The organism is Tepidibacter sp. Z1-5 (genome assembly GCF_037844525.1).
Lineage (GTDB): Bacteria > Bacillota > Clostridia > Peptostreptococcales > Peptostreptococcaceae > Tepidibacter_A.
Map to the genome: position 1 here is coordinate 18,011 of NZ_JBBMMD010000021.1, position 23,564 is coordinate 41,574.

Consider the following 23,564-nt stretch of genomic DNA (forward strand, 5'->3'; position numbering starts at 1 on the left):
TAGCTACATTTTAGATTTTATCAATATTTTCAGAAATTCACAATAACATTAGTATATATTAAAAAATTAACGAAAAAATAATCGTATATAGGAGGTGATATTATGGATAAAGAAAGCAAAAGATTAAAAAATAGTAAAGAAATAATGGATGAATACAAAGGTGTAGAAGCTGATAGAGATATTTATTATGAAGCTGATTTAGGGTATAGAAAGAATAATGTTCAAAAGGGCAATTTTTATAAGCAGGGCCATGGCCGATTAGCAGACGAATAAAATTCGCTACATGATAATTCATGGCTCATGTCGCCAACGAGTCTTAAGAGACTCCGTTGCTTAAAAATAGTTGGTGGTTTTATTAAATTACCAATAGTTAGGTGGAGATTAAAAAACTAGTAATTAAAAAATAAACGCTGATTATAGTTTGTTTAATCAGCGTTTATTTTTTTGACAACATTATAATAAAAGAATACCATACATCCAGCTGTGGTTCTTTGAGCTAGCGGAAGAATGTTTTTTGATATTTTATAAAATCTTTCTTGTGTATTTACAATGTTTTTGAATTTTATATTTATCTTCAAAGAAAATCTCGCATTGTACCTGATGAATTTATCTATAGAACTCAACATTATAGGTTTTTTATTGCATATAAATTCTTTTATAGAATCGTGATGTTTTTTTACGAATGTTTCAAACTGTTTATGATTATCTAATAGTTTTATATTGGCATGTTGAGGTATAGTCATATCCTGAACTATATGCATACACGCACCTAAATAAAACATAGATTTATTTACATTATTTATGTTCCAAAAATACACAGATTTATTATAATAACCTTTTGCAAGACTTAAAGCATTATTTCCACCATAGATTCCCTTCTTTTTATAAGGGTGATAAAAATGACCATTGCTTTTAAAATCTTGATCTGCCCAAACAGCTCCTTCATTTATGGTTTTTATGTGCTTTGAAAAAAAGTTATATTCTTTGGTGTAATGGTTTACTTTTAATATAGTTAGTGCCTGCATGTTTATAAATATATGAACCTTGCAGTGAGTATTTATTATTATTTTTTTTAAAGGGTTCATAACTTTAAAAGAAGTATGTAATACTTTTCCGTAATATTTTTCTAATAGATTCAATATTATCTCCCCTAACTGTTATAATTTAACCTATTTTACCCGATATATAAGTGTAATATTCTAAAAGAACACAATACTTTTAAAATATGTAATTATATGTTAAAGTCTTAGTAAGCTTTAATTAATTATATAAGCTTTGATTAAGATGATAACTTAAATAAGAACAGGGGATCTGAGGAGGTATATAAGTGGAATATATAGTTATATGCGATTTCGATGGAACAATAACAATAGAAGATACGGTTAACGCTATGGCAGATAAATTTGCAGGTGACCAGTGGAGAAAGCTTGATGAAATATGGATGAGTGGGAAGTGTGATGCTCGTGAAATAAGCCAAAAAATATTGGACATGATGAATACAAATGAAATGGAGCTTGAAGAATTTGTAAGAGGAATAGACATAGATCCTAAGTTCAAAGAATTTGTGGATTATATAAGAGAAAAATATATAGAATTTTATATAATAAGCGATGGATTTGATTTTAATATAGACCATATACTAGAAAATAACAATATAGAAGGGCTTATGAGTTTTTCTAACATGCTACAATTTGAAGGATCAAATCTTCTAGGTGTATACCCTAATACGAATGAAGATTGTAAAAAATGTGGAAACTGTAAGAGTAACTTAATAAATAATATAAATATTGATAATAAAAAGGTTATATATATAGGAGATGGACATTCTGATAAATGTGCATCAAAGAAGGCTGATTATATATTTGCAAAAAATGATTTAGCAAGTTATTTGAAAGAGAAGGGGACTGAATTTATAGAGTTTGAGAACTTTGATGATGTATTGAGTGGAGTTAAAGAAATAATTTCATAAGCGTATTTTAGACGTTAAGCGAAAAATAACGTACATTGAAATACCGCTATTTAGTTAACATTTTGATAGAACTACAGATTCCATCTTATTAAATATCCTAAAACTTCATCAACTCCCTAAGGTCAGACAATGAAGTCTATTAGCGTTTGTAATAAATTCAAGAAAAAACCTCAGGGGTGAGAACTTTGGCAAATATTTTATCTATAGCAGGGCCTAACTCAAAGTATAAATTACCAGATGCTAGACCGGCTGGATTTTTAGCTGGGCTATGGCATGGAATTATAGTTCCTATTACATTTTTTATTAGTTTTATAAATCCGAAAGTACGTATCTATGAAACTAATAATAGAGGATTTTTATATGATTTAGGATTTTTAATGGGAATTAGCGGGCACATTGAAAATTTTAAGAATAACTAAAGTAACCCCCTTCATAAAATTACTGAGGGGGTTTTTTTATGAACAAAATTTGGTTTTATATGATTTCTATTGGGATAATAAATAGCATATTTACAGGAAAGCTTCCTGAACTTAATATGGTAATAATGAATGAAGCTTCAAAGGGTATAGAATTTGTAATAAGTCTTATAAGTATAATGGCTCTTTGGATGGGAATTATGAATATAGCTAAAGAATCTGGGCTTGTAGATAGAATAGGAAAATCTTTATACTGCGTTATGAATAAATTATTTCCTTCTATTCCTAAAAAGAGCAAGGCACTTTCTTATATGATAATGAATATGTCTTTAAATATACTAGGAGCTTCTAATGGTGCTACTGCATTTGGATTAAAGGCAATGGAGGAGCTTCAAGAAATAAATCCTAAAAAAAATACAGCAACAAATGATATGATAATGTTTTTGGTTATAAATATGTCATCCGTTCAATTAGTTCCATTTACAGTTCTCAAGATAAGAATGGATGAGGGTGCATCTAATCCAAATGAAATAATAATTACCACCTTAATAGCAACGTGTGTATCTACAATAGTAGGTATAATATCGTGCAAAATGCTTCAAAGGAGGTACTAGAATGGATTTTTTTTCGAATATATTAATACCTCTTATAATACTCATAATAATTATATATGGAAAATACAAGGGTATAGATATATATGACAGTTTTATACGAGGAGCATTTGATGGAATAAAAACTACATATAAAATAGGGCCGTACATATTAGGAATATTCTTAGCTATAGGAATATTTAAAGTTGGATATGGAATAGAAATACTTGAATATATATTTTCTCCTATACTCAAGATATTTTCTATACCTAAGGAACTATTATCATTAATAATAATAAAACCATTATCTGGTAGTGGAACTCTTGCTATATACAAGGATATGATACCTAGGGTAGGAATTGATACATTAAAAGAAAGAATGGGTGCTACAATAGTAGGATCATCGGAGACTATATTCTATACAATGGCTATATACTATGGAAATTTAAAGATAAAGAATATAAGACATACATTAATTTGTGCCCTTATAAGTCATATGGCTGGAGTTTTAGCCTCGGTTTTTATATGCAATATTCTTTTTAATTAATAGAGAGATGAATATAATCATAGGTATTATAATTTGAAATACTAGAGCAAAATAATTCCAAGCGTCTCCAGTCCATTCCCAAAACTCCATTATATTTTCAAAAGATATATATGTTATATTTATTATAATAAGTGATATAGGAGTTGATATTACTCTATAATCACTACAATTTAGAACATAAGAAATACCCTTGCATGAAGCTAATAAGTATATACTTATTTTGACGAATGCTCCCAATATAAATATAGTAGCAGAGATTATTTCTAGTCTTTGAAGAAAATTACCTAACTTTATTTTGCCAACAGAAAAATAGGTAGGATGATAAATCGACATTACTCTATCAACACCTAACATAGATATATTGATTAAAGAAATTAATATAAGCAAAAACATACCTATTAAAACCCCTATAAAGTATATTTTATAGGGTGATTTATCGTTCGTTAACGATGAAAAAGCGAATACAAAAACTACAGTTTGCGTAATAGGAAACATAAGCGCATCAAATGCTCCTCTAAAAATTGGTTTAAATCCATTGCTAAATATAGGAAGAAGATTTTTTCCATTCATATCTTTAACAAGCAAAAATAGAGTAGAAATTAAAAAAAATATCAATAGAAATATAAAAAATTCAGACCATCTTCCTATAACCTCTATACCTTCCTTTATTATCCAGTTACATAAAAATATTATGCATATTAAAAAAATACATATAGGAGTCTCTCTAAGACTGACAGTAGTTATGAAAAAAGCTACATTAATTAAAACCTCACACGTGTTCTGAATTATAAATAGACTCATAAGTAATATTATTATATTTCCTACTAATTTCCCAAAACAGTTCTGAATAACATTAAAAACATTATCATTATTTGAAATACTATTAATGTAAGAATATGTATATAAAACAGGCATAGATAATAAAGTGGCTAAAATTATAGCTATCCAGACGTCTTGTTTAGCTTTAATGCCTGTTACTTGAATAGAGGTAGTCCCTATTATGAAAATAGTCATTAAGAGTATACCTTGTTTATCTGAAATTGTATTTTTATTCATAAAACTATCCTCCATAAAGATTTATATCTAATTATTATGTCCTAATAGTAGATTTTAAGTATGTAATATATTTCCAATTATTTACTCGAATTAAAAACTATATAATTCATAAAATAACTGTGACAACTCAATTGAAGATATATGACTTTAAAAACAAAGTTGTTGTATTTTAAAGGGAGGATACTATTATGAGTAAAAGGAATAAGACAAAAAAAATGGGTACTACTAAGAGTGCAGAAATTAGTACAGGAGAGACTGCAAAGAGTGTGGGATTAGAGTTTGCAAATGAGTTTGTAGCAGAAAATATAAGTTCAAAATTTGCAGCAACACCTGGAAAAGCACCTAAGTCTAATAAGAAAAAAAATAAGTAGATAAAATGAATAGTAAATAAGAACTTTTTTACTGAATATTTACTAAAGAATCTTTAAATCTATAAGTAAATTTTAAAGGAACAATACACTACCAGTTATTTACTCGGATTAAAAACTATATAATTCATAAAATAACTGTGACAACTCAATTGAAGATATATGACTTTAAAAACAAAGTTGTTGGATTATAAAGGGAGGATAATATTATGGCTAAGAAGAATAAAGCAAACAAGAATGCTGAAAAGAATGCAAGAGAGGCTTCAAAGAGAATGGGATTAGAATTTGGAAATGAGTTTGGATCAGAAGAGATGGGTGCAAAATTTGCAGAAGGACCTAATAGTCCTAAATCTAGCAAATCAGCTAATGCTAATTTAAAGAGAAATAGAAAAAATAATAAATAACAAGAAAAGAAGCAGATTTCTGCTTCTTTTCTTATTTTTTATTTTGAATTATATGTAAATATAATTTACTTTAGAAATTACAATTGTAAACAATATTAGTGATTGAACTAAATTAACATACCCTGATAACAGATTCCAAATATACAATAAATTTACAACTGTTTATTTGAATTAAAATTTATATAATCCATAAAATAAAGCAGACAACGTAGTTAAAGACAGATGAAAAAAAACATGGATTGTAAAGGGAGGCTATTATTATGGCTAAGAAGAAATCGACAAATAAGAGTGCTGAATTGAATGCAAGAGAAGCTAGTAAAAGAATGGGTTTAGAGTATGGAAATGAGTTCGCATCAGAAGGAATGGGTGCAAACTTTGGAGAAGGACCTAATGGTATAGGAGAAGGACCTAAGGGACCTAATGCTAATAAAAAGAAAAATAAAAATAACAGATAATAAAAAAGAGCTGTTATTTTTAGTTGTTGGATTAAAAATTGCTTAATAATTAAGAAATAAACCCTCGGATATTTTTAATTTCGAGGGTTTATTTATGCAAAGTTTTACTAAAAAAACAATAAAAAGGTCTACTTTTTTTTTATAGCATAAAACAAGAAAATAACTAAAATAATAAATCTGTTTTGTTAAAAAGCCTTTTTTGACAACTGTACATAAAAAATTCAACTTGTTAAAATTATATTATAAGAATATCTACGGAATATAAATTAAATATTTTCAACTAAGGGGATATAAAAATGAAAAAAAGTTTATCAATAAAAAACATGAAAATTTCACCATAAGTGACACTTGATATTAAGGCAAAAGCAAAAAAGATGAAAGCAGATGGAGCAAATGTAATAAGCTTTGGAGCAGGAGAACTGGATTTTAACACTATTACATAAGAAATTTATCTTCTTGATAAAGCTAAGGTGGCGGTTGTTCCTGGTGTTGGAGTTGAAAATTATATAAGACTTTCTTATGAAACTTCTATTGATAATATAAAAGAAGGACTTGAAAGAATCGAAAATTCTATTAAATAAAGAGGTGAATGTATTGAATAGACTTAAAATAACAGAAACCGCTTTAAGAGATGGACACCAATCACTTATAGCGACAAGGCTTACAACGGACGAAATACTTCCAATACTTGAGGTTATGGATGAAGCTAATTATTATGCTATGGAGGTTTGGGGAGGAGCAACATTTGATGCTTGTCTTAGATTTTTAAATGAAGACCCATGGCAAAGGCTAAGAGAAATAAGAAAAAGAGTAAAAAATACAAACCTTCAAATGCTTTTAAGAGGTCAAAATATTTTAGGATACAAGCATTATCCAGATGATATAGTTGAAAAATTCATACAAAAATCTATAGAAAATGGAATAGATATAATTCGTGTATTTGATGCTTTAAATGATACGAGAAATCTAGAAACTTCAGTAAAAACTATAAAAAAAGAAAAAGCTCACTGTCAGTGTGCTATATCTTATACAACAAGTAAAGTTCACACATTAGATTATTATATAAAACTAGTAAAGCAAATGGAAAGTATAGGAGCGGATTCCATTTGTATAAAGGATATGGCAGGAATACTTACTCCTTACAGCACTTATGAACTTATAGATGAAATAAAGAAAAATACAAAACTTCCTATAGAACTACATACTCACGCTACTAGTGGAATAGCATCAATGACATATATGAAGGCAGTAGAGGCTGGAGTTGATATTATAGATACTGCTATATCACCATTTTCAGGAGGAACTTCTCAACCACCTACTGAATCTTTAGCAATAGCACTTTCAGAAAGTGAAAGAGATCCTAAGCTTAATATAAAAGCTTTAAATGAAATAGCATCATATTTTAAACCTATAAAAGAAAAATACTTAGAAAATAGAGTTCTAAATCCTAAAGTATTAAATACTGAGCCTAAAACTTTAAGCTATAAAGTTCCAGGAGGAATGCTTTCAAATCTTTTATCTCAGCTTAAAATGCAAAATGCAGAAGATAAATATGAAGAAGTTTTAGCTGAAGTTCCAAGAGTTAGAGAAGACTTAGGATTTCCACCACTTGTAACTCCACTTAGTCAAATGGTAGGAACTCAAGCAGTATTTAATGTTTTAACAGGAGAAAGATATAAAATGGTACCTAAAGAGATAAAAGATTATGTAAAAGGTCTTTATGGAAAATCACCAGCTCCTATAAAAGAAGAAATAAAGAAAAAAATTATAGGAAATGAAGAAGTTATAACTATAAGACCAGCAGATCTTTTAGAACCTGGATTTGAAGATATAAAAAAAGAAATACAAGGTTTATATAAAAATGAAGAAGACATTTTATCATACGCTCTTTTTCCTCAGGTTGCAAAAACTTTCTTAGAAAATAAAAAAGATGATGTTTGTAATATAGAAGTTATTATGTAAGGAGGTAATATTATGGAAAGTGTAACTATTTTAGAATCTCTTAAAATTACGTTTTTAAGTATGAGTGTAGTATTTATAAGTTTGTTTATAATTTCTCAAGTTTTAGAATTATTTAAAGTAGTTTTTTATAAAAGAGATTTAGAAAAACAAAAATTAAAAAGCTTAGAAACAGCAGTCACAGCATCTAAAGATAATGAATATGAAGAAATTAATGAATTAGATGAAGAAATAGATCTTGTTGCAGCTCTTACCGCTGCAGTTTTAGCAAGTAACAACAATAATAATTCGAAAATTCGAATTAAGAGCATAATAAGAGTAGCATAGAGTTAAAGAGAATAGAAGGAGATGTCATTGATATGAAAAAATATAGAATAAGTTTAAATGGAAAGACTTATGAAGTTGAAGTAGAAGAAGTAAATGAAGTAAATGATACAAAAGATAAAATAGAAACTAAATCATCTTTAAAAACAGTAGAAAAAGTAACACCTATTACACAAAAGAAAACTTCTACTCAAGGCGAAGATGTAAAAGCACCTATGCCAGGAACAATTGTTTCTGTTAAAGCAAATGAAGGAGATGATGTTAAAGCAGGAGATGTATTACTTGTTTTAGAAGCTATGAAAATGGAAAATGAAATAGTTGCTCCAATGGATGGAAAAATAATTTCAATAAATACGTCAAAAGGAGCAAATGTAGTAGGTGGAGATGTTTTAATTACTATAGGATAATAGCTAAAAAAGGAAGTGATTAATATGCTAAAGATGTTACAAAATTTCTGGTTTTCAACTGGATTTTCAGCTATTACTTATAAAGAATTGATTATGATTATGATATCATTTGCATTTCTTTATTTAGCTATAAAAAAAGGTTATGAACCTTATTTATTAATTCCAATATCATTTGGAATGCTTTTAGTAAATTTACCAAAAGCTAACTTAATGGGGGATAGCGGACTATTACATTATTTATATATGGGAACAAAGCTTGGAATTTATCCACCACTAATATTTTTATGTGTTGGAGCAAGTACTGATTTTGGACCACTTATTGCAAATCCAAAAAGTATTTTATTAGGAGCAGCAGCTCAATTTGGAATATTCTTTGCATTTATAGGTGCTATACTTCTTGGATTTACAGGACCTGAAGCTGCATCAATTGGAATAATAGGAGGAGCTGATGGACCGACTGCTATATATCTTACTAGTCAGTTAGCAAAAGATCTTTTAGGTCCCATAGCACTTGCTGCTTATTCATATATGGCTTTAGTTCCTATTATTCAGCCACCTATTATAAGAATGTTAACTACAAAAGAAGAAAGAATGGTTAAAATGGAGCAGTTAAGACCTGTATCTAAAAAGGAAAAAGTAATATTTCCAATTATAGTAGCTGTTTTTACAATTTTACTTTTACCATCTTCTGCACCTTTAATAGGTATGCTTATGTTCGGAAATTTAATTAAAGAATCAGAAATTGTTCCAAAACTTGTTGAAACTGCTCAAAATTCTATGATGTACATAATAACAATTATTTTAGGACTTACAGTTGGAGCAAAAGCAGATGCTAATACTTTCCTTACAGTTCAAACACTTGGAATAGTAGCGCTTGGACTTGCAGCTTTTTCTATTGGAACTGCATGTGGAGTTTTATTCGGTAAAATCATGTATAAGATGACCAACGGCAAAATAAATCCTATGATAGGAGCAGCAGGAGTTTCTGCTGTGCCAATGTCAGCAAGAGTTGTACAAAAAATGGGTGTTGAGGAAAACCCTTCAAATTTCCTTTTAATGCACGCTATGGGTCCAAATGTTGCAGGTGTTATAGGTTCAGCTGTTGCAGCAGGAATACTACTTAATATTTTCAAATAAAGTGAAGAAAAGTTGTCTTTCTCTAGAAATTAATTTCTAGAGAAAAACAGCTTTTTTATTTTATAGAAAATTACATGATTTTCAAATCATGCATAACATTGATGAAAAGACACCAGTATCAACTATTTTTGAGCAAAGGAGACTGTTAGGGATCGTTGGCCATATGAGCCATGCGATAGCAGGAAGCGAATTTTTTAAAAAGATGATATAATATTATAAATAAAAGTTTAGAAAGGGGGAGTTTAGAAAATATGGAATTCAAGTTTAATGATTTTCTGATGAGTATATCGACAGTATTAGATTTTATAGAAATAGATATATTGTCTGTAGAGACAAATCATTTAAAACGGGTAGCATATGTATCCCTAAAACTAGCACAATACTTCGATTTGACTATAAAAGAGCAAATAGATACAGTATCATTTAGTATACTTCATGACAATGGTCTTACTCAAACACTTTTAGACAACAAAGTAAGATATGATAATCTAAAAGAATTTTATTTAAGAGAATCATTTAAAGAACATTGTATTATTGGAGAGAGAAATATTAGATCTTTTCCTTTTCTAACTAAACATAAAAATATAATAAAATATCATCATGAAACATACGATGGCAAGGGTTTTTTTAAAGTAAAAGGAATTGATATTCCATTAATAGCTCAATTTATAGCCTTTGCAGATTATATAGATTTTGTGTTCAAATATAAAAAAGTAGATGACGAAAAGAAAGAAAAACTTATAAAATACATAAAAGAACAAAAAAATAAAAGATTTAATCCCAAAATAATAGATGCATTCTTAAAAATATCTAATAAAGATGGATTTTGGGAATCGTTAAGAGATGATAATATAGAAGACTCACTAAAGTCAGAAGTTCCTTCATATGAACAAAAAATGGATATAGATGAAGTTTTAAAAATAATGAATATATTCTCAAAGATTATAGATAGTAAATCTCAGTTTACACAAAAACATAGCGATGGATTGGCTGAAAAAATACATATAATGTGTGAAAGTTATAATTATGATCATAACGAAAAAATGAAATTGGTAATAGCGGGGAAATTACACGATATAGGAAAATTGGCAATACCTATACAAATACTAGACAAACCAAAAAAACTTGATGATGAAGAAATATCAATAATGAAAAAACATTCATATTATACACATAAATGTCTTTCTAATATAGATGGATTTGATGATGTAGCGAGATGGGCATCAAATCATCATGAAAAGTTAAATGGAAGTGGGTATCCTAAAGGACTTAAAGCTGATGAATTAGACTTCAATTCAAGACTTGTAGCATGTCTTGATATATATCAAGCTCTTACAGAAGAAAGACCATACAAAAAGCCATTTTCTCATAAAGAAGCCATAGGTATATTAGAAACTATGGCGTTAAACAATGAAATAGATAGTGATATTACAATTGATATAGATGAAGTTTTTAAATGTGGATAGAAATATAATTAATATACTTGACATTATGAGTATAATTATATAGAATTTTGGTTAAAATGAAGTAAATATTAATATAAGCGTTGAAGGAAAGAGTAGATAAAGAAATCTTCTACAGAGAGCTATGTAAGGTGAAAGATAGCGTTGGTATTTTTATTGAATATGGCTCTGGAGCTTTTTATTTGAGAAAGCATTAGCTTTTAAGATTAAAACGATTGGACCCGTTAAAAGTCTACTAAGATACTCAAAAATTTGAGTAAATTAGGGTGGTACCGTGAGAATATACTCGCCCCTACTATTTTAGTAGGGGCGATTTTTATTAAGAGAAACTAAGAGGAGGAAATACAATGTCAAATAAAACTTTTTATGTTACAACTCCAATATATTATCCGAGTGGAAGACTTCATATTGGACACACTTACACAACAGTAGCAGCAGATGCTATAGCTAGATTTAAACGTTTTTGTGGATATGATGTAAAGTTTTTAACTGGAACAGATGAGCATGGAGAAAAAATACAAAAAACAGCTAAAGCTAAAGGATTAAGTGAAATAGAATACTTAGACAATATAGTAGGAGAGATAAAAGATCTTTGGAAAACTATGGATATATCTTATGATGATTTCATTAGAACTACTGAAGACAGACACAAAACTATAGTTCAAAAAATATTCACTAAATTACATGACAAAGGAGATATATACAAGGGCGCTTATGAAGGATGGTACTGTACACCTTGTGAGAGTTTTTGGACTGAAACTCAACTTCTTGAAGGAAATAAATGCCCAGACTGTGGTAGAGAAGTATATGTAGCAAAAGAAGAAGCTTATTTCTTTAAATTATCTAGATATCAAGATAGACTTATAAAGTATTTTGAAGAAAATCCAGATTTTTGTTTCCCTGAATCTAGAAAAAATGAAATGTTAAACAACTTCTTAAAAGCAGGGCTTGATGATTTATGCGTTTCACGTACAACTTTTGATTGGGGAATTAAGGTACCTCTTGATAGCAAGCATGTAGTTTATGTATGGCTTGATGCTCTTTGTAACTACATAACAGCTCTAGGATACTTAAGTGATGATGAGACTGAGTACAACAAGTTCTGGCCTGCAGATGTTCATATAGTAGGAAAAGAGATCGTTAGATTCCATACTATAATATGGCCAGCAATACTTATGGCACTAGATCTTCCGCTTCCTAAGAAGGTATATGGACATGGCTGGATATTATTTGCAGACGATAAAATGTCAAAATCAAAAGGAAACATAGTATACCCAGAACCTCTAATTGAAAAATATGGTATAGATGCTCTTAAATATTTCCTTCTTAAGGAATTTACATTCGGTCAAGATGGAAGCTATACTAACAAAAACTTCTTAACAAGAATAAACTCGGATCTTGCAAATGATATAGGAAACTTAGTAAGTAGAACTGTTGCAATGGTTATAAAATACAGAGAAGGAATACTTCCAAGTCCTAAGACACTAGGAGATTATCACGAACAACTAATAGATATGTCAAGTAGCGCATTTGAAAAAGTAGAAAATGCTATGAATAGACTTCAATTTAGTGAAGCTTTAGAAGAAATATTTAAGATTGTAAGAAGAAGTAATAAGTATATAGACGAGACTATGCCGTGGGCTCTTGCTAAAGATGAAGAAAAGCAAGATGAACTAGATACTGTTTTATACAATCTTACAGAGGCTATAAGAATAGTATCTGTTTTAATAAGCCCATTCATGAATGAAACTGCTAATAAAATATACAAGCAACTTGGAATAAGTAAACAATCTGAATTACTTACTTGGGAAAGTACTCATGAATTTGGACAAATAAAAGAAGGAACAAAAGTTTCAAAAGGAGAAGTTTTATTCCCGAGAATAGATGTTCAAAAAGAAGTAGAAGAGCTTGAAGAAATGTTTTCAGAAAAACCAAAAGTAGAAGAAGTTAAATTAAATCATAAAGAAGAAATAACAATAGATGAATTTGATAAAGTAGAACTTAGAGTAGGTAAAATACTGGAAGCATCAAAACATCCAAAAGCTGATAAACTTTTAGTATTCAAAATACAACTTGCAAATGAGCAAAGACAAATAGTATCTGGAATAGCAAAACACTTTAATCCAGATGACTTAGTAGGAAAACAAGTTATGGTAGTATGCAACTTAAAACCTGTTAAATTAAGAGGTGTAGAATCTCAAGGAATGATACTATCAGCAGCAACAGATGATGATTCATTACTAGTACTTCCAACTATAGAGGGAATAGACTCTGGTAGTGAAATAAGATAGAGGTGGAAATATGTTATTTGATACACACTCACATATAACTGATAATAGATTTGATGAAGATAGAGAAGAAGTAATCAAAAAAATAAAAGAATCAGGAGTAGAACTTCTTGTAAATCCAGGAGCTGATATTCCATCTTCTTTAAAAGCAGTAGAACTATCTAAAAAACACGATTTTATATACGCATCAGTTGGAGTTCATCCACACGATGTTGAAGATATGGATGAAGGAAGCATAACAGTTTTAAGAGAATTAGCGAAGAATGAAAAAGTAGTAGCAATAGGAGAAATTGGGCTTGATTACTACTATGATAATTCTCCAAGAGATCTTCAAAAGAAATGGTTTGAAGAGCAAATTAAACTAGCAAACGAACTAAAACTTCCTATAATAATTCATGATAGAGATGCACACCAAGATACATTAGATATAATTAAAAATACAAAGAGTGAAGAAATAGGATGCGTTCTACATTGCTACTCAGGAAATGTAGAACTTGCAAAAGAGTATATTAAAATGGGATGCATGATATCAATAGCAGGCCCTGCTACATTTAAGAACAACAAAAAAACAAAAGAGGTAATAAAAGAAATTCCTCTAGAGTACATGTTAATAGAAACAGATTCCCCATATCTTACACCACATCCTTATAGAGGAAAGAGAAACGACTCATCATATGTAAGATATATAGCTGAAACAATAGCAATAGAAAAAGAAATATCATACGAAAAAGTATGTGAAGTTACAAAAGAAAATGGGAAAAGATTCTTTAATATAAAGTAATATAAACTTAGTGATTTAGCTTAAAATGACGCTAATTGAAATACCGCTACTTAATTAATATTTTAATAAAACTACAGATTATGTCTTATTAAATATCCTAAAACATCTTAAACTCCCTTACGGTCAGACAAAGAAGTTTTTTAACGGATATTTAAACACCATAATCTAAGTTTTATAGTAAAATATTAATCTAAAAGTAGCTACCTAAATTTCGTACAAATGTAATTATTTATTCACTATAAAATACCAATTGATCAAATCTCTAATTTGGAAAAATTATAGCTCTTAATCCCAAAACAAATGACATTAAAATACCGCTAATGTTGTAAATATTTTTAATAAAACTAAGAATTACATCTTATTGAATCTCCTAAAAGTTCTGAACTCCCTCAAGGTCAAACAACGAACTTTCTTAACGGATATTCAAACGCTGTAATTCAAGTTTTATACAAAAATATTTAAATCATTCGCTAACATTTTAATGCCATTTGTTTTTTAATATGTTTCTTAGATATGAAATGGATTTAAATATATGTTGTTTTCAAAAAAGACAAAAAGAAACAAAGGTAATTAATTCATTACCATTATTTGTAATGAATATTCTGTTTTATTTCTTACCTAAATTATCATAAATTAAAACTCAACTGCTCATACGAAGGATTACACATTGCGTTAGCAATAAGGTTTGCAAGTTTAGTTACCGTCGGAATATCTACAATTATTTCATTGAAAGTACGCTTTACAAATCCTTTTACATTTCCTACTTTTCTCACTAAGTCTCCTATACCTATATTTTTCCAAAGAAGAATTTAGAAGGTCTTTGAATCTATGTGAGCAATGGACATTTCCAGAATCGAGATACATTGCAACTGTTTCAGCATTTTTTCCTGCCAAAGCAGCTGATAACTGATATCCAGATTGATTTTTTTTCTTTGAAAAGTTTACTATGAATATCTTCAAATTGAGATATATTTGTAGCATTCATTCGCCTTAAAAGAATATTAATTTGAGATTGGTCAGGAAAACTATCCATGTTAAATAAATTTGCTGATAGTTTTTCAGTTCCGAGCTTTTCATAAATAATACCACCTTTCTTATTTTAGAGTACTTGTCGAATGGTAATTCTTTTATAAGAATAATTTCAATTAGCGTTATTTTTGAATTTAGATTTTTAGAGTTTATCTAAGTTTTTTTTGACAATCCACCGAATCAAAAAAGTATCATTCAATTCATTAAAATACAAAAATTAAAGGAAATCTCCTTTCTATAAATAATATTATATAAATCAGGAATAAAACACATTATAAAAACATATCATAGAAATTAAGAGCAACCCCATACCCCCATTGGGAAAAACATTTTCATAACAAACTATGTATATAAGACCATAAAAAAGTAAATACTAAAAAAAATAGCAAATTTCAAACAAAAATTTGACAATAAAAAAGAAATCGAATATAATGTATCAAGTCTTTACGGGAGGGTCTTTTCCAACTAAAAAAGGAGGGATCTATATGAGACTTAAATTAGCAAAAATGTTAATAAACAAAAGTATATGGAAGATTCAAGAAGCTCTAAAAATTAAAAAAGTATACACTACAGTAATAGCTATAGCACTGGTTATTACATGCACTTCAATATATTACGCACTAGAAAATGACGTTACAGTAACGGTAAATAATAAAAATCAAGAAATACATACTTTTTCAAATACTGTTCAAGAATTGCTAGAAGAGCAAAATATTGAATTAAGTAAAAATGATAAAGTCCTCCCCGATTTAAATTCGAAGTTAAAAGACAATATGAATATAACAATTAAAAGAGCATTTGAAGTGAATTTAGTTTTAAACGGAGAAGCACAAACAATAATAACTACAGAAGATACAGTGGATGGTATATTAAAAGAAAATAAAATACCTGTATCAGAACTGGACAAGGTAACTCCAGAACTAGACCAAAAATTAACTAAAAAGAAAGAGATAGAAATAGTAAGAGTTGAAGAAAAATTAGTTACACAAACTGAAGATGTTGGATATGAAGTTGAAACTGTATATGATAATAACTTTGAAATAGGTAAGGTTGAAAAAGTACAAAATGGATCTTATGGTAAAAAAGAAGTTACTTACAAAGTAAGATACAGTGATGGAAAAGAAGAAGGTAGAATATTAGTTTCTGAGAATATTATACAAGAGCCTACTAATGAAATTGTCAAGAAGGGAACTAAAGATTTTATAGTTACATCAAGAGGCGAGACAAAAAATTTCAAAAGATCATTAACAGTAAGTATTAGTGCATACACAGCTGGATTTGAAAGCACAGGTAAAAGACCTGGAGATAAAGGATATGGTAAAACATATATGGGAACAACAGTGAGACCAGGAGTTATAGCTGTAGATCCTAAGGTTATACCTCTAGGAAGTAAGGTGTACATACCGTATTTAGGAATGACATGTGTAGCAGAAGACACAGGTGGAGCTATAAAAGGAAATAGGATAGACGTATACATGAATAGTTTATCAAAAGCAAATGCATTTGGAAGAAAAAATTTAAAAGTATATGTTCTAAAATAATTTAATATTAAAAATAAGTATTCCCAATATTGTTTTTGTTAAAAATAATATTGGGAATTTTAATTATACATCAATAAGATTTTCGTATATAATTAACATAGTAATATGCGTTAGCATAAGTGAATTTTAAGCAACGGAGTTAGTTAGGACTCGTTGGCGCCATGAGCTATGTGTTAGCATAAAGCGAATTTTAATATAGATTTTAGAGGTGATTAATCTGATAAAAGAAATAATAGTAGTCGAAGGAAGAGATGATGTAACAGCTGTTAAAAAGGCAGTAGATGCTGAACTTATAACAACAGGTGGATTTGGATTTCCAAAAGGAGTTATGAGTAGAATTAAAGAAGCACAAAAAAGAAGAGGGGTTATAATATTTACAGATCCTGATTTTGCAGGAGAAAAAATAAGAAAGAAAATAGCAGCTGAAATACCTGGATGTAAACACGCATTTTTGCCAAGACAAGAAGCCATAAAAGATGGAGATATAGGCATTGAGAATGCATCTGTTAAAAGTATAATAGCAGCTTTAAATAAAGTTAGAACAGAAAACGTACAAAAAAGAGAAGAATTTACTCAAAGAGATTTAGTTATAAATAAACTTATAGGATTTGAGGATGCATCAACAAAGAGAGATGAGCTTGGAAAAACATTAGGTATAGGATATGGAAATGCTAAGCAATTTTTAAGCAGATTGAATAATTATGGGGTAACTAGAGAAGAATTTGAAGAAGCAATTAAAAATATAGATAAATAGGAGCGATTACATGGAAAAACTTTCAACATACAGAAATACAAAAGACGTAGTAGACAAATACAAATTTAAGTTTTCAAAGTCCCTTGGACAAAACTTCTTAATCGATTCTAATATAATAGATGAAATAATAAATGGAGCAAGAATTACTGAAGATGATTACGTAGTTGAAATAGGACCGGGGATAGGTACATTGACTAAAGAAATAGCAAATATTGCAAAAAAAGTAGTGGCAGTAGAGATAGACAAAAAACTAATACCTATACTTAAAGATACATTATCTGAATGTGATAACGTAGAGGTTGTAAATCAAGATATACTAAAGGTTGATATAAAAGAACTTGTAAATGAAAAGCTTGACGGAAGACCTATAAAGCTTGTTGCAAATCTTCCTTACTATATAACAACACCTATTGTAATGAAGTTTTTAGAAGAAGATATAGTTGTAAGTGATATAGTAGTTATGGTTCAAAAGGAAGTAGCTGACAGAATGAGTGCAGTTCCATCAACTAAAGATTATGGATCATTATCTGTAGCAGTACAATATTACTGCGAACCTCATATAGTTGCAAAAGTTCCAAGAAGTATGTTTATACCTCAACCGAATGTAGATTCTACAGTAATAGCGTTAAGATCTCATGAGGAAATAAAGCATGACTTAAAGGATAAAGAATTATTCTTTAAAGTAGTAAAGGCAGCTTTCTCAAAGAGAAGAAAGACTATATTAAATGCAATAAGCTCATACGATATAGACCTTTCTAAAGAAGAAGTAAATCAAATATTAGAAGAAGCATCAGTAGACCCTAAAAGAAGAGGGGAAACTCTATCTATAGATGAGTTTGCTAATCTAGCTAATAAAGTATATGACAAATTGAACGATAAATAAGAAATTAATCAATACATTAAAATAAAGTTTAATAACTGAATTTAGCTATCTGGATTTTGTTTGTACGAAATCCAGATAGCTTTTCTTTTAATACATTCGAGAAAGTATGCATCTTATTCCCCCTTAAAACATATAAGTAATAATATAGATTTATTTCAATGGGGGGATAAAGTTGAGAAAAAGATATAAAAGAGATTATATGATACTAGAATCAAAAGACCCATCATTTAGATTAAAAGAAAAAATATCACCTAAGGCATTTGCAAAAATTGAAACAAAAGAAGAAAAAGTAAATATAATGATTTACGTTGAAAACGTAAAATATGTTAAATCAGGGTATAGAATAATTTTAATACAAGATGATTTAACTACAAAGGATATAGGAAGAGTTTTAGTTAATGAAAGTGGTAAGGGAGAATTTAAAATAAATTTTGATGAAGAAAATTTAGATGTAAAAAGTATAGCATTAACACATAAAAATAATATACCTTTAATAGGGTTTAAAGGGAAGGTTATAGACAATTACGAGGAACTTATAAATGAAAATACAAAAATAGAAGAATCAGTAGTTGAAGATTTGAATAAAGAAGATGAAATGGAGACAATTATTGATCCTATAAAAGAAAAAACAGAGGTTGAGGAAGAAGAACTAGAAAGAAAAGAAGAGCCAATAGAACTTAAACAAGAAGAACCAATAGAACTTAAACAAGAAGAAGCAGAAATAAAAGATGAAGTGAAAAATGATAAAAAAAAAAAGCAAGAAGAAACTCATTATTCACAAGAGGAAAAGAGAGAAGAAAAAATAGATAATAGTAAACACCAAGATCAAGATATAGATAGAAAAAAATATGACCAAAAATTATATCTTATACCTAGAAAACTAAAAAAATTATTAAACAAACATAAAGAAATAAAACCATTTATAAAAGATATAGATAATACGAGATGGTGGAGAATAGATGTAAATCCTCTAACTATATGCAGTTATATAATGCCTTATTTAGGATATATAAATTATATAAATTACACTATATATTCAGACGTGACATCTTTATCATACAAGTATAGACACTATATATTTGGAATAAAATATAGTTGTGATGGAAAGAGAAAGTATTATATTTATGGAATACCTGGAAGACGTAATGAACAACCAGATGAAGGTGATACTGGTTTTTGTAACTTTATACCATGTGATGACAAAAATAAAACCTATGGATACTGGATATGCTGTATAGATTGCAAAAGTAGATTAATAGCAGTACCAGACAAATAAAGTGAAACTTAATTTAAAAATACGGTAATGAATTTTTGAAACTTTAAAAATTCATTACCGTATTTTTTTGAGTAAATATATTATTCAAATCAGTTTTTATTTTAAACGAAGAATGATATAATAATTACTTGAATGAATATGGGTAAGAAGAAGGGCTGATAATATATGAAACGTTTTTGCAATGACAAAAAAATTTATTTTTTAATTATTTTAGTATTTCTATTTAGTATTATATGCTATTATATGTTATTTCAAACAATAGTAGATAATAAGAATATTATGATAAATCTAAACAATGAAAAATTACATTCTATAGTCAGCCAAATAAACAGTTATTTACAAGATGAAGAAGAAAATTTGAAGATAATAAAATATGGTTATCATTCTATGGAATCTAACAATTATAATTTTGATATAGAGGAAATAATATTAGGTATAATAAAACAAGAACAATGTATAGAAGGTGTAGGAATAATAAATAATAAAGGAATAGTTACAAATTATATAAGTAAGAATACACAACTATACGAAACCAGCTTTAATAAGCCTGTAATAGACGAAGAATATGTAGATTATATTTTATCTAAGGAAAATACCGTAGATATTATAGAAGGTATTAAAACATATAAAAATTGTATATCAATATTAAGCCCTTATAAAGATAAAGATAAGGAACTTATATTTTTTATAAATATAAATTCTCAAAAATTATTTTCAATTTTAGATAGTGCTACTAAGTATAAGAATGAATATATATTTGCAATAGATGATAATAATAATAATGTGCTACAGCCTTTTAAAATAAATACAGAAATAATAGTTAATACAAATGATAAATTAGCAAAAGATATTAAAAAAAAATTAAGACAAAACAAAAAGGGATATATAAATAGAATAAATATTAATGGGAAAGAAAATATAATTTCATATGAAAAAATAAAGGATTCTCCTTGGACTGTTTTATATGCAAAAAACATGAATAAAATATATATACCTTTGTTTGAAGAATTTATAATGAATTTAACTATATTGATATTTACAGGAATGATAATATACCTGATTATAAAGATATATTATCTTCAAATGAAAAGGGAGCAGGATTTTTGGATATATAAAAGAAAAAGAATGGAGATGTTAATTCAAATATCTGCGGGAATTGCTCATGAAATAGGTAATCCATTATCTACGATTAAAGGATATGTACAAATCAATCACGCTAAAAAACCTAGTGATTTATCACATATAGCTATAAATGAATTAAAAAAGATAGAGAATATATTAAATAAATCTTTAAAATTATCAAAACCTTTAAATCAAAACAAAAAATCTTACCAACCTCATGAAATAATAGAAGAAATACATTATTTAATAGAGGCAGCAGGTCTTTTAAAGGATGTTGATATAGAGTATAATATAGACGAATCTCTTCCTAATATAGGGTTTTCAAAGGATAACCTTAGATTTATTATAATAGACATAATTCAACATGTAATAAAAGCTCAGGATAAGAATGGATTAGTTGAAATTGGTATTCAAAAAACTAACGAACAATATATGCAATTTAATATATACAGTAATAAGTACGAAAGAGATAGAGATAAAGGATTGAACGATGATTTCATAAATATGATAAAAAAAATAATCAAATTTAATAATGGTAAGTTAGATATTATTAAAAATAAAGATGGTACAATCAATATACAAATAAAGATACCATTTGATTCAAATTAATAATACTATATATGGGTATTTAGCTTTTGGATAAAGTTGAATGCCCATTATCAAATTAGGAGGGTATTATGGAAACAAGATATGAAGAGTCAACAACCGTCACCATAAAATCTATAATAATAAATATTGTATTAACAGTTATAAAGCTATTAGCAGGTTTTTTTGGAAATTCTAATGCAATGCTTGCAGATGGTATGCATTCTGCTTCTGATATAGCTACATCTGTAGGAGTTTTAATTGGAAATAATATATCGAAAAAACCACAAGACAGAGAGCATAACTACGGTCATGAAAAGGCTGAAACATTAGTTGCATTCGTACTATCACTAATTCTGTTATTTGTTGGAGCTGAGATAGGAATTAATTCTTTTAAGCTTTTATTTAACTTAGATAAAGTTAAAACACCTAATATGCTTCCATTAATAGTTGGAATTATATCTATATTCTTTAAAGAATATCAGTATTATATAACAATAAAGGTAGCTAATAAAATTAATTCACCATCCCTTAAGGCAGATGCTTGGCACCATAGATCAGACTCTTTATCAACTATTGGAGCTTTAATAGGGATAATAGGAGCTATGTTTGGATTTAAGATTTTGGATCCACTTGCAGGAGTAGTAGTATCATTATTCGTAATAAAAGTTGGTATAGAAATATTAATGTCATCATCTAATGAACTTATGGACTATTCTATAGAAAAGGAAGAAGAAAATAAGCTTAATAATATAGCTATGAATACTAAAGGAGTTTGTAATGTAAAAAGCTTTAGAAGTAGACGTCATGGAGCCATGGCATACATAGACCTAACAATATGCGTTGATGGTAAAATCAGTGTATTTGAGGGCCATGAAATAGCACACAACGTAGAAGCAAATATAATAAATAGCACAGACAATATAAAAGCTGTTATAGTACACGTTGAACCCAAGGTGAATTGCTGTGAAAAATGCAATCATAAGACTACAATATAATGAGGTGATATAGTGAATAAAAAAGTAATAAAATCTATATTAATATTTTCGGGAATAGTATTTTTATTAAGCTTTTTCATAACCAGCTTAAAAACTAAACCAAAAGAAGAACAAGCAACAACTACAACGACTCAAGAAGTCAACCTTATGAACATTTTATTAAAAGAACAAAATATAATGTTATCAAATAAAAATATAAAAGACATAAAAATAGAAGAAGATTATTTGAATGACTTTAAATACTACATTCAAAAAAGCAAGAAAATAGAAAAAGCTGAATTTGAGGAAGTGTTAACTGGATATTCGGATGATATAAAGTTTAGCACAGACTTTAATTATATAAAAATAATGAAAAATAACGACACAAAATACTATGAAATATCAGATAAAGAAGCCAAAGGGCTAAAAAGTCTTATAGACAAAGCTATAAATACATCATTTGATACTATAAAAAAAATTCAGGACATAAAGGAAGTTCAAATATCTTATAAGGACAAGCAAAAAAAACTTGAAAACATAAAAGAATTCAATGATAAAATACATAAAAAATCAAATATAAGTGAGTACAAAGCATCAAAACTTATGGATGAGGTTAAAGAAAATTTCGATATAAACATAAAATTAAATGGTTATGAAATATATGCAAAGACACTAGGAAAAACTGGACTTGGAATATATTATAAAGACTATACGGCATATTATGAAATAGATGATACACTATATAACTACCTTTGTGATGTATTATTCATATCAAAAGATGAAAATGAATCAGATGAAATAGGATATGAATGGATTAAAACAATCAAAGTAGAAGATAAGACAAATGATATAGAAGAAGAACTAGAAGGAGAATTAAAGGACGAATTAGTAAAATATTTATTTAGTGAAATTAAAGAACCAGTTGAATTTAAGGATTATGAATTTGAAAGATACAAGCTAAAGCTTAAAGGTGATTCAAAAGAACAAGATATAACAGTATATGAGAATCATATAAAGATAAAGGATAAATATTATAAAATAAATGGAGCAGATCTGATTGTAGATTCTGTGGTTAATAATATATAAGATTTATTTAACACCAAAATAAAGGGTATTGGTACTCTAGTGAAAAATGACGCTCATTTAAATACCGCTACTTAATTAATGTTTTAATAAAATTCGCTTAGGCTCATGGCGCCAACGAATTCTAATGAATTCCGTTGCTTAAAAACT

The 23,564-nt window shown here is 28.2% G+C and carries 25 protein-coding genes and 1 other annotated feature; of the genes, 22 read left to right on the plus strand and 3 right to left on the minus strand.

What is annotated here, in order from left to right; genetic code table 11:
- Window positions 1-102: 102 nt before the first annotated feature.
- On the plus strand, window positions 103-273 hold the full coding sequence (locus tag WJW32_RS04900) for a hypothetical protein (RefSeq protein WP_340255843.1): 171 nt from the start codon (window positions 103-105) through the stop codon (window positions 271-273).
- A gap of 152 nt (window positions 274-425) precedes the next feature.
- Here the strand turns inward: WJW32_RS04900 and WJW32_RS04905 are convergent, their stop codons facing one another.
- Entirely contained in the window at window positions 426-1,139 is a 714-nt protein-coding gene (locus WJW32_RS04905; protein ID WP_340255845.1) for a zinc dependent phospholipase C family protein, read from the minus strand.
- A gap of 188 nt (window positions 1,140-1,327) precedes the next feature.
- On the opposite strand from WJW32_RS04905, the gene WJW32_RS04910 reads away from it, so the two are divergent.
- From WJW32_RS04910 to WJW32_RS04925, 4 genes are all read left to right on the plus strand, one after another.
- Window positions 1,328-1,969 (plus strand): MtnX-like HAD-IB family phosphatase, encoded by a 642-nt coding sequence (locus WJW32_RS04910; RefSeq protein ID WP_340255848.1) that lies wholly within the window; start codon window positions 1,328-1,330, stop codon window positions 1,967-1,969.
- A 185-nt stretch (window positions 1,970-2,154) separates the two neighbouring features.
- Complete coding sequence (locus WJW32_RS04915; protein WP_340255849.1) at window positions 2,155-2,388, plus strand: hypothetical protein; 234 nt, start codon at window positions 2,155-2,157, stop codon at window positions 2,386-2,388.
- Between the two features lie 38 nt (window positions 2,389-2,426).
- The gene (locus tag WJW32_RS04920; RefSeq protein WP_340255851.1) at window positions 2,427-2,999 is read left to right on the plus strand and encodes a nucleoside recognition domain-containing protein; all 573 of its coding nucleotides are present in this window, start codon (window positions 2,427-2,429) and stop codon (window positions 2,997-2,999) included.
- Window position 3,000: 1 nt separating this feature from the next.
- On the plus strand, window positions 3,001-3,522 hold the full coding sequence (locus WJW32_RS04925) for a nucleoside recognition domain-containing protein (RefSeq protein ID WP_340255854.1): 522 nt from the start codon (window positions 3,001-3,003) through the stop codon (window positions 3,520-3,522).
- Here WJW32_RS04925 and WJW32_RS04930 read toward each other — a convergent pair.
- Window positions 3,484-4,578 carry a GerAB/ArcD/ProY family transporter gene (locus WJW32_RS04930; RefSeq protein ID WP_340255857.1) on the minus strand — a complete coding sequence of 365 codons (1,095 nt, stop codon included), beginning with the start codon at window positions 4,576-4,578 and terminating at the stop codon, window positions 3,484-3,486. The genes WJW32_RS04925 and WJW32_RS04930 overlap by 39 nt on opposite strands.
- Before the next feature lie 188 nt (window positions 4,579-4,766).
- Here WJW32_RS04930 and WJW32_RS04935 point away from each other — a divergent pair, with 188 nt between their 5' ends.
- From WJW32_RS04935 to WJW32_RS04980, 10 genes are all read left to right on the plus strand, one after another.
- Complete coding sequence (locus tag WJW32_RS04935) at window positions 4,767-4,949, plus strand: hypothetical protein (RefSeq protein WP_340255859.1); 183 nt, start codon at window positions 4,767-4,769, stop codon at window positions 4,947-4,949.
- Window positions 4,950-5,155: 206 nt separating this feature from the next.
- Window positions 5,156-5,350 carry a hypothetical protein gene (locus WJW32_RS04940; RefSeq protein ID WP_340255862.1) on the plus strand — a complete coding sequence of 65 codons (195 nt, stop codon included), beginning with the start codon at window positions 5,156-5,158 and terminating at the stop codon, window positions 5,348-5,350.
- 260 nt (window positions 5,351-5,610) lie between these two features.
- Entirely contained in the window at window positions 5,611-5,805 is a 195-nt protein-coding gene (locus WJW32_RS04945; protein WP_340255864.1) for a hypothetical protein, read from the plus strand.
- 594 nt (window positions 5,806-6,399) lie between these two features.
- The gene (locus tag WJW32_RS04950; protein WP_340255867.1) at window positions 6,400-7,767 is read left to right on the plus strand and encodes an oxaloacetate decarboxylase subunit alpha; all 1,368 of its coding nucleotides are present in this window, start codon (window positions 6,400-6,402) and stop codon (window positions 7,765-7,767) included.
- A gap of 12 nt (window positions 7,768-7,779) precedes the next feature.
- A complete protein-coding gene (locus WJW32_RS04955; RefSeq protein ID WP_340255869.1) occupies window positions 7,780-8,091 on the plus strand; it encodes an OadG family protein in 312 nt (103 codons plus the stop codon).
- Between the two features lie 32 nt (window positions 8,092-8,123).
- Window positions 8,124-8,495, plus strand: a complete 372-nt coding sequence (locus WJW32_RS04960) for a biotin/lipoyl-containing protein (protein WP_340255872.1) — start codon at window positions 8,124-8,126, stop codon at window positions 8,493-8,495.
- A gap of 24 nt (window positions 8,496-8,519) precedes the next feature.
- Entirely contained in the window at window positions 8,520-9,632 is a 1,113-nt protein-coding gene (locus WJW32_RS04965) for a sodium ion-translocating decarboxylase subunit beta (RefSeq protein ID WP_340255874.1), read from the plus strand.
- Window positions 9,633-9,883: 251 nt separating this feature from the next.
- A complete protein-coding gene (locus WJW32_RS04970; RefSeq protein ID WP_340255877.1) occupies window positions 9,884-11,098 on the plus strand; it encodes an HD-GYP domain-containing protein in 1,215 nt (404 codons plus the stop codon).
- Window positions 11,099-11,169: 71 nt separating this feature from the next.
- Window positions 11,170-11,392: a binding site (T-box leader), on the plus strand.
- Window positions 11,393-11,442: 50 nt separating this feature from the next.
- Window positions 11,443-13,386, plus strand: coding sequence for a methionine--tRNA ligase (gene metG, locus WJW32_RS04975; protein ID WP_340255878.1), 1,944 nt, complete (start codon window positions 11,443-11,445; stop codon window positions 13,384-13,386).
- A gap of 10 nt (window positions 13,387-13,396) precedes the next feature.
- Complete coding sequence (locus WJW32_RS04980) at window positions 13,397-14,164, plus strand: TatD family hydrolase (RefSeq protein WP_340255880.1); 768 nt, start codon at window positions 13,397-13,399, stop codon at window positions 14,162-14,164.
- 626 nt (window positions 14,165-14,790) lie between these two features.
- On the opposite strand, the gene WJW32_RS04985 is transcribed toward WJW32_RS04980, so the two are convergent.
- Entirely contained in the window at window positions 14,791-14,937 is a 147-nt protein-coding gene (locus WJW32_RS04985) for a hypothetical protein (protein ID WP_340255883.1), read from the minus strand.
- Between the two features lie 741 nt (window positions 14,938-15,678).
- Between WJW32_RS04985 and WJW32_RS04990 the strand changes: the two genes are divergently transcribed.
- The 7 genes from WJW32_RS04990 (at window position 15,679) to WJW32_RS05020 (ending at window position 23,417) form a co-directional block, all read left to right on the plus strand.
- Complete coding sequence (locus WJW32_RS04990) at window positions 15,679-16,734, plus strand: ubiquitin-like domain-containing protein (RefSeq protein WP_340255885.1); 1,056 nt, start codon at window positions 15,679-15,681, stop codon at window positions 16,732-16,734.
- Between the two features lie 217 nt (window positions 16,735-16,951).
- Window positions 16,952-17,488 (plus strand): ribonuclease M5, encoded by a 537-nt coding sequence (rnmV, locus tag WJW32_RS04995; protein WP_340255966.1) that lies wholly within the window; start codon window positions 16,952-16,954, stop codon window positions 17,486-17,488.
- A 10-nt stretch (window positions 17,489-17,498) separates the two neighbouring features.
- Window positions 17,499-18,371: a 16S rRNA (adenine(1518)-N(6)/adenine(1519)-N(6))-dimethyltransferase RsmA gene (gene rsmA / locus WJW32_RS05000; protein ID WP_340255887.1), complete on the plus strand. Its 873-nt coding sequence runs from the start codon at window positions 17,499-17,501 to the stop codon at window positions 18,369-18,371.
- A 172-nt stretch (window positions 18,372-18,543) separates the two neighbouring features.
- Window positions 18,544-19,647, plus strand: a complete 1,104-nt coding sequence (locus tag WJW32_RS05005; RefSeq protein WP_340255889.1) for a hypothetical protein — start codon at window positions 18,544-18,546, stop codon at window positions 19,645-19,647.
- A 165-nt stretch (window positions 19,648-19,812) separates the two neighbouring features.
- Window positions 19,813-21,378 (plus strand): histidine kinase dimerization/phospho-acceptor domain-containing protein, encoded by a 1,566-nt coding sequence (locus tag WJW32_RS05010; RefSeq protein WP_340255892.1) that lies wholly within the window; start codon window positions 19,813-19,815, stop codon window positions 21,376-21,378.
- A gap of 68 nt (window positions 21,379-21,446) precedes the next feature.
- Window positions 21,447-22,352 (plus strand): cation diffusion facilitator family transporter, encoded by a 906-nt coding sequence (locus WJW32_RS05015; protein WP_340255895.1) that lies wholly within the window; start codon window positions 21,447-21,449, stop codon window positions 22,350-22,352.
- A 12-nt stretch (window positions 22,353-22,364) separates the two neighbouring features.
- Entirely contained in the window at window positions 22,365-23,417 is a 1,053-nt protein-coding gene (locus WJW32_RS05020; protein ID WP_340255897.1) for a hypothetical protein, read from the plus strand.
- Window positions 23,418-23,564: the final 147 nt, after the last annotated feature.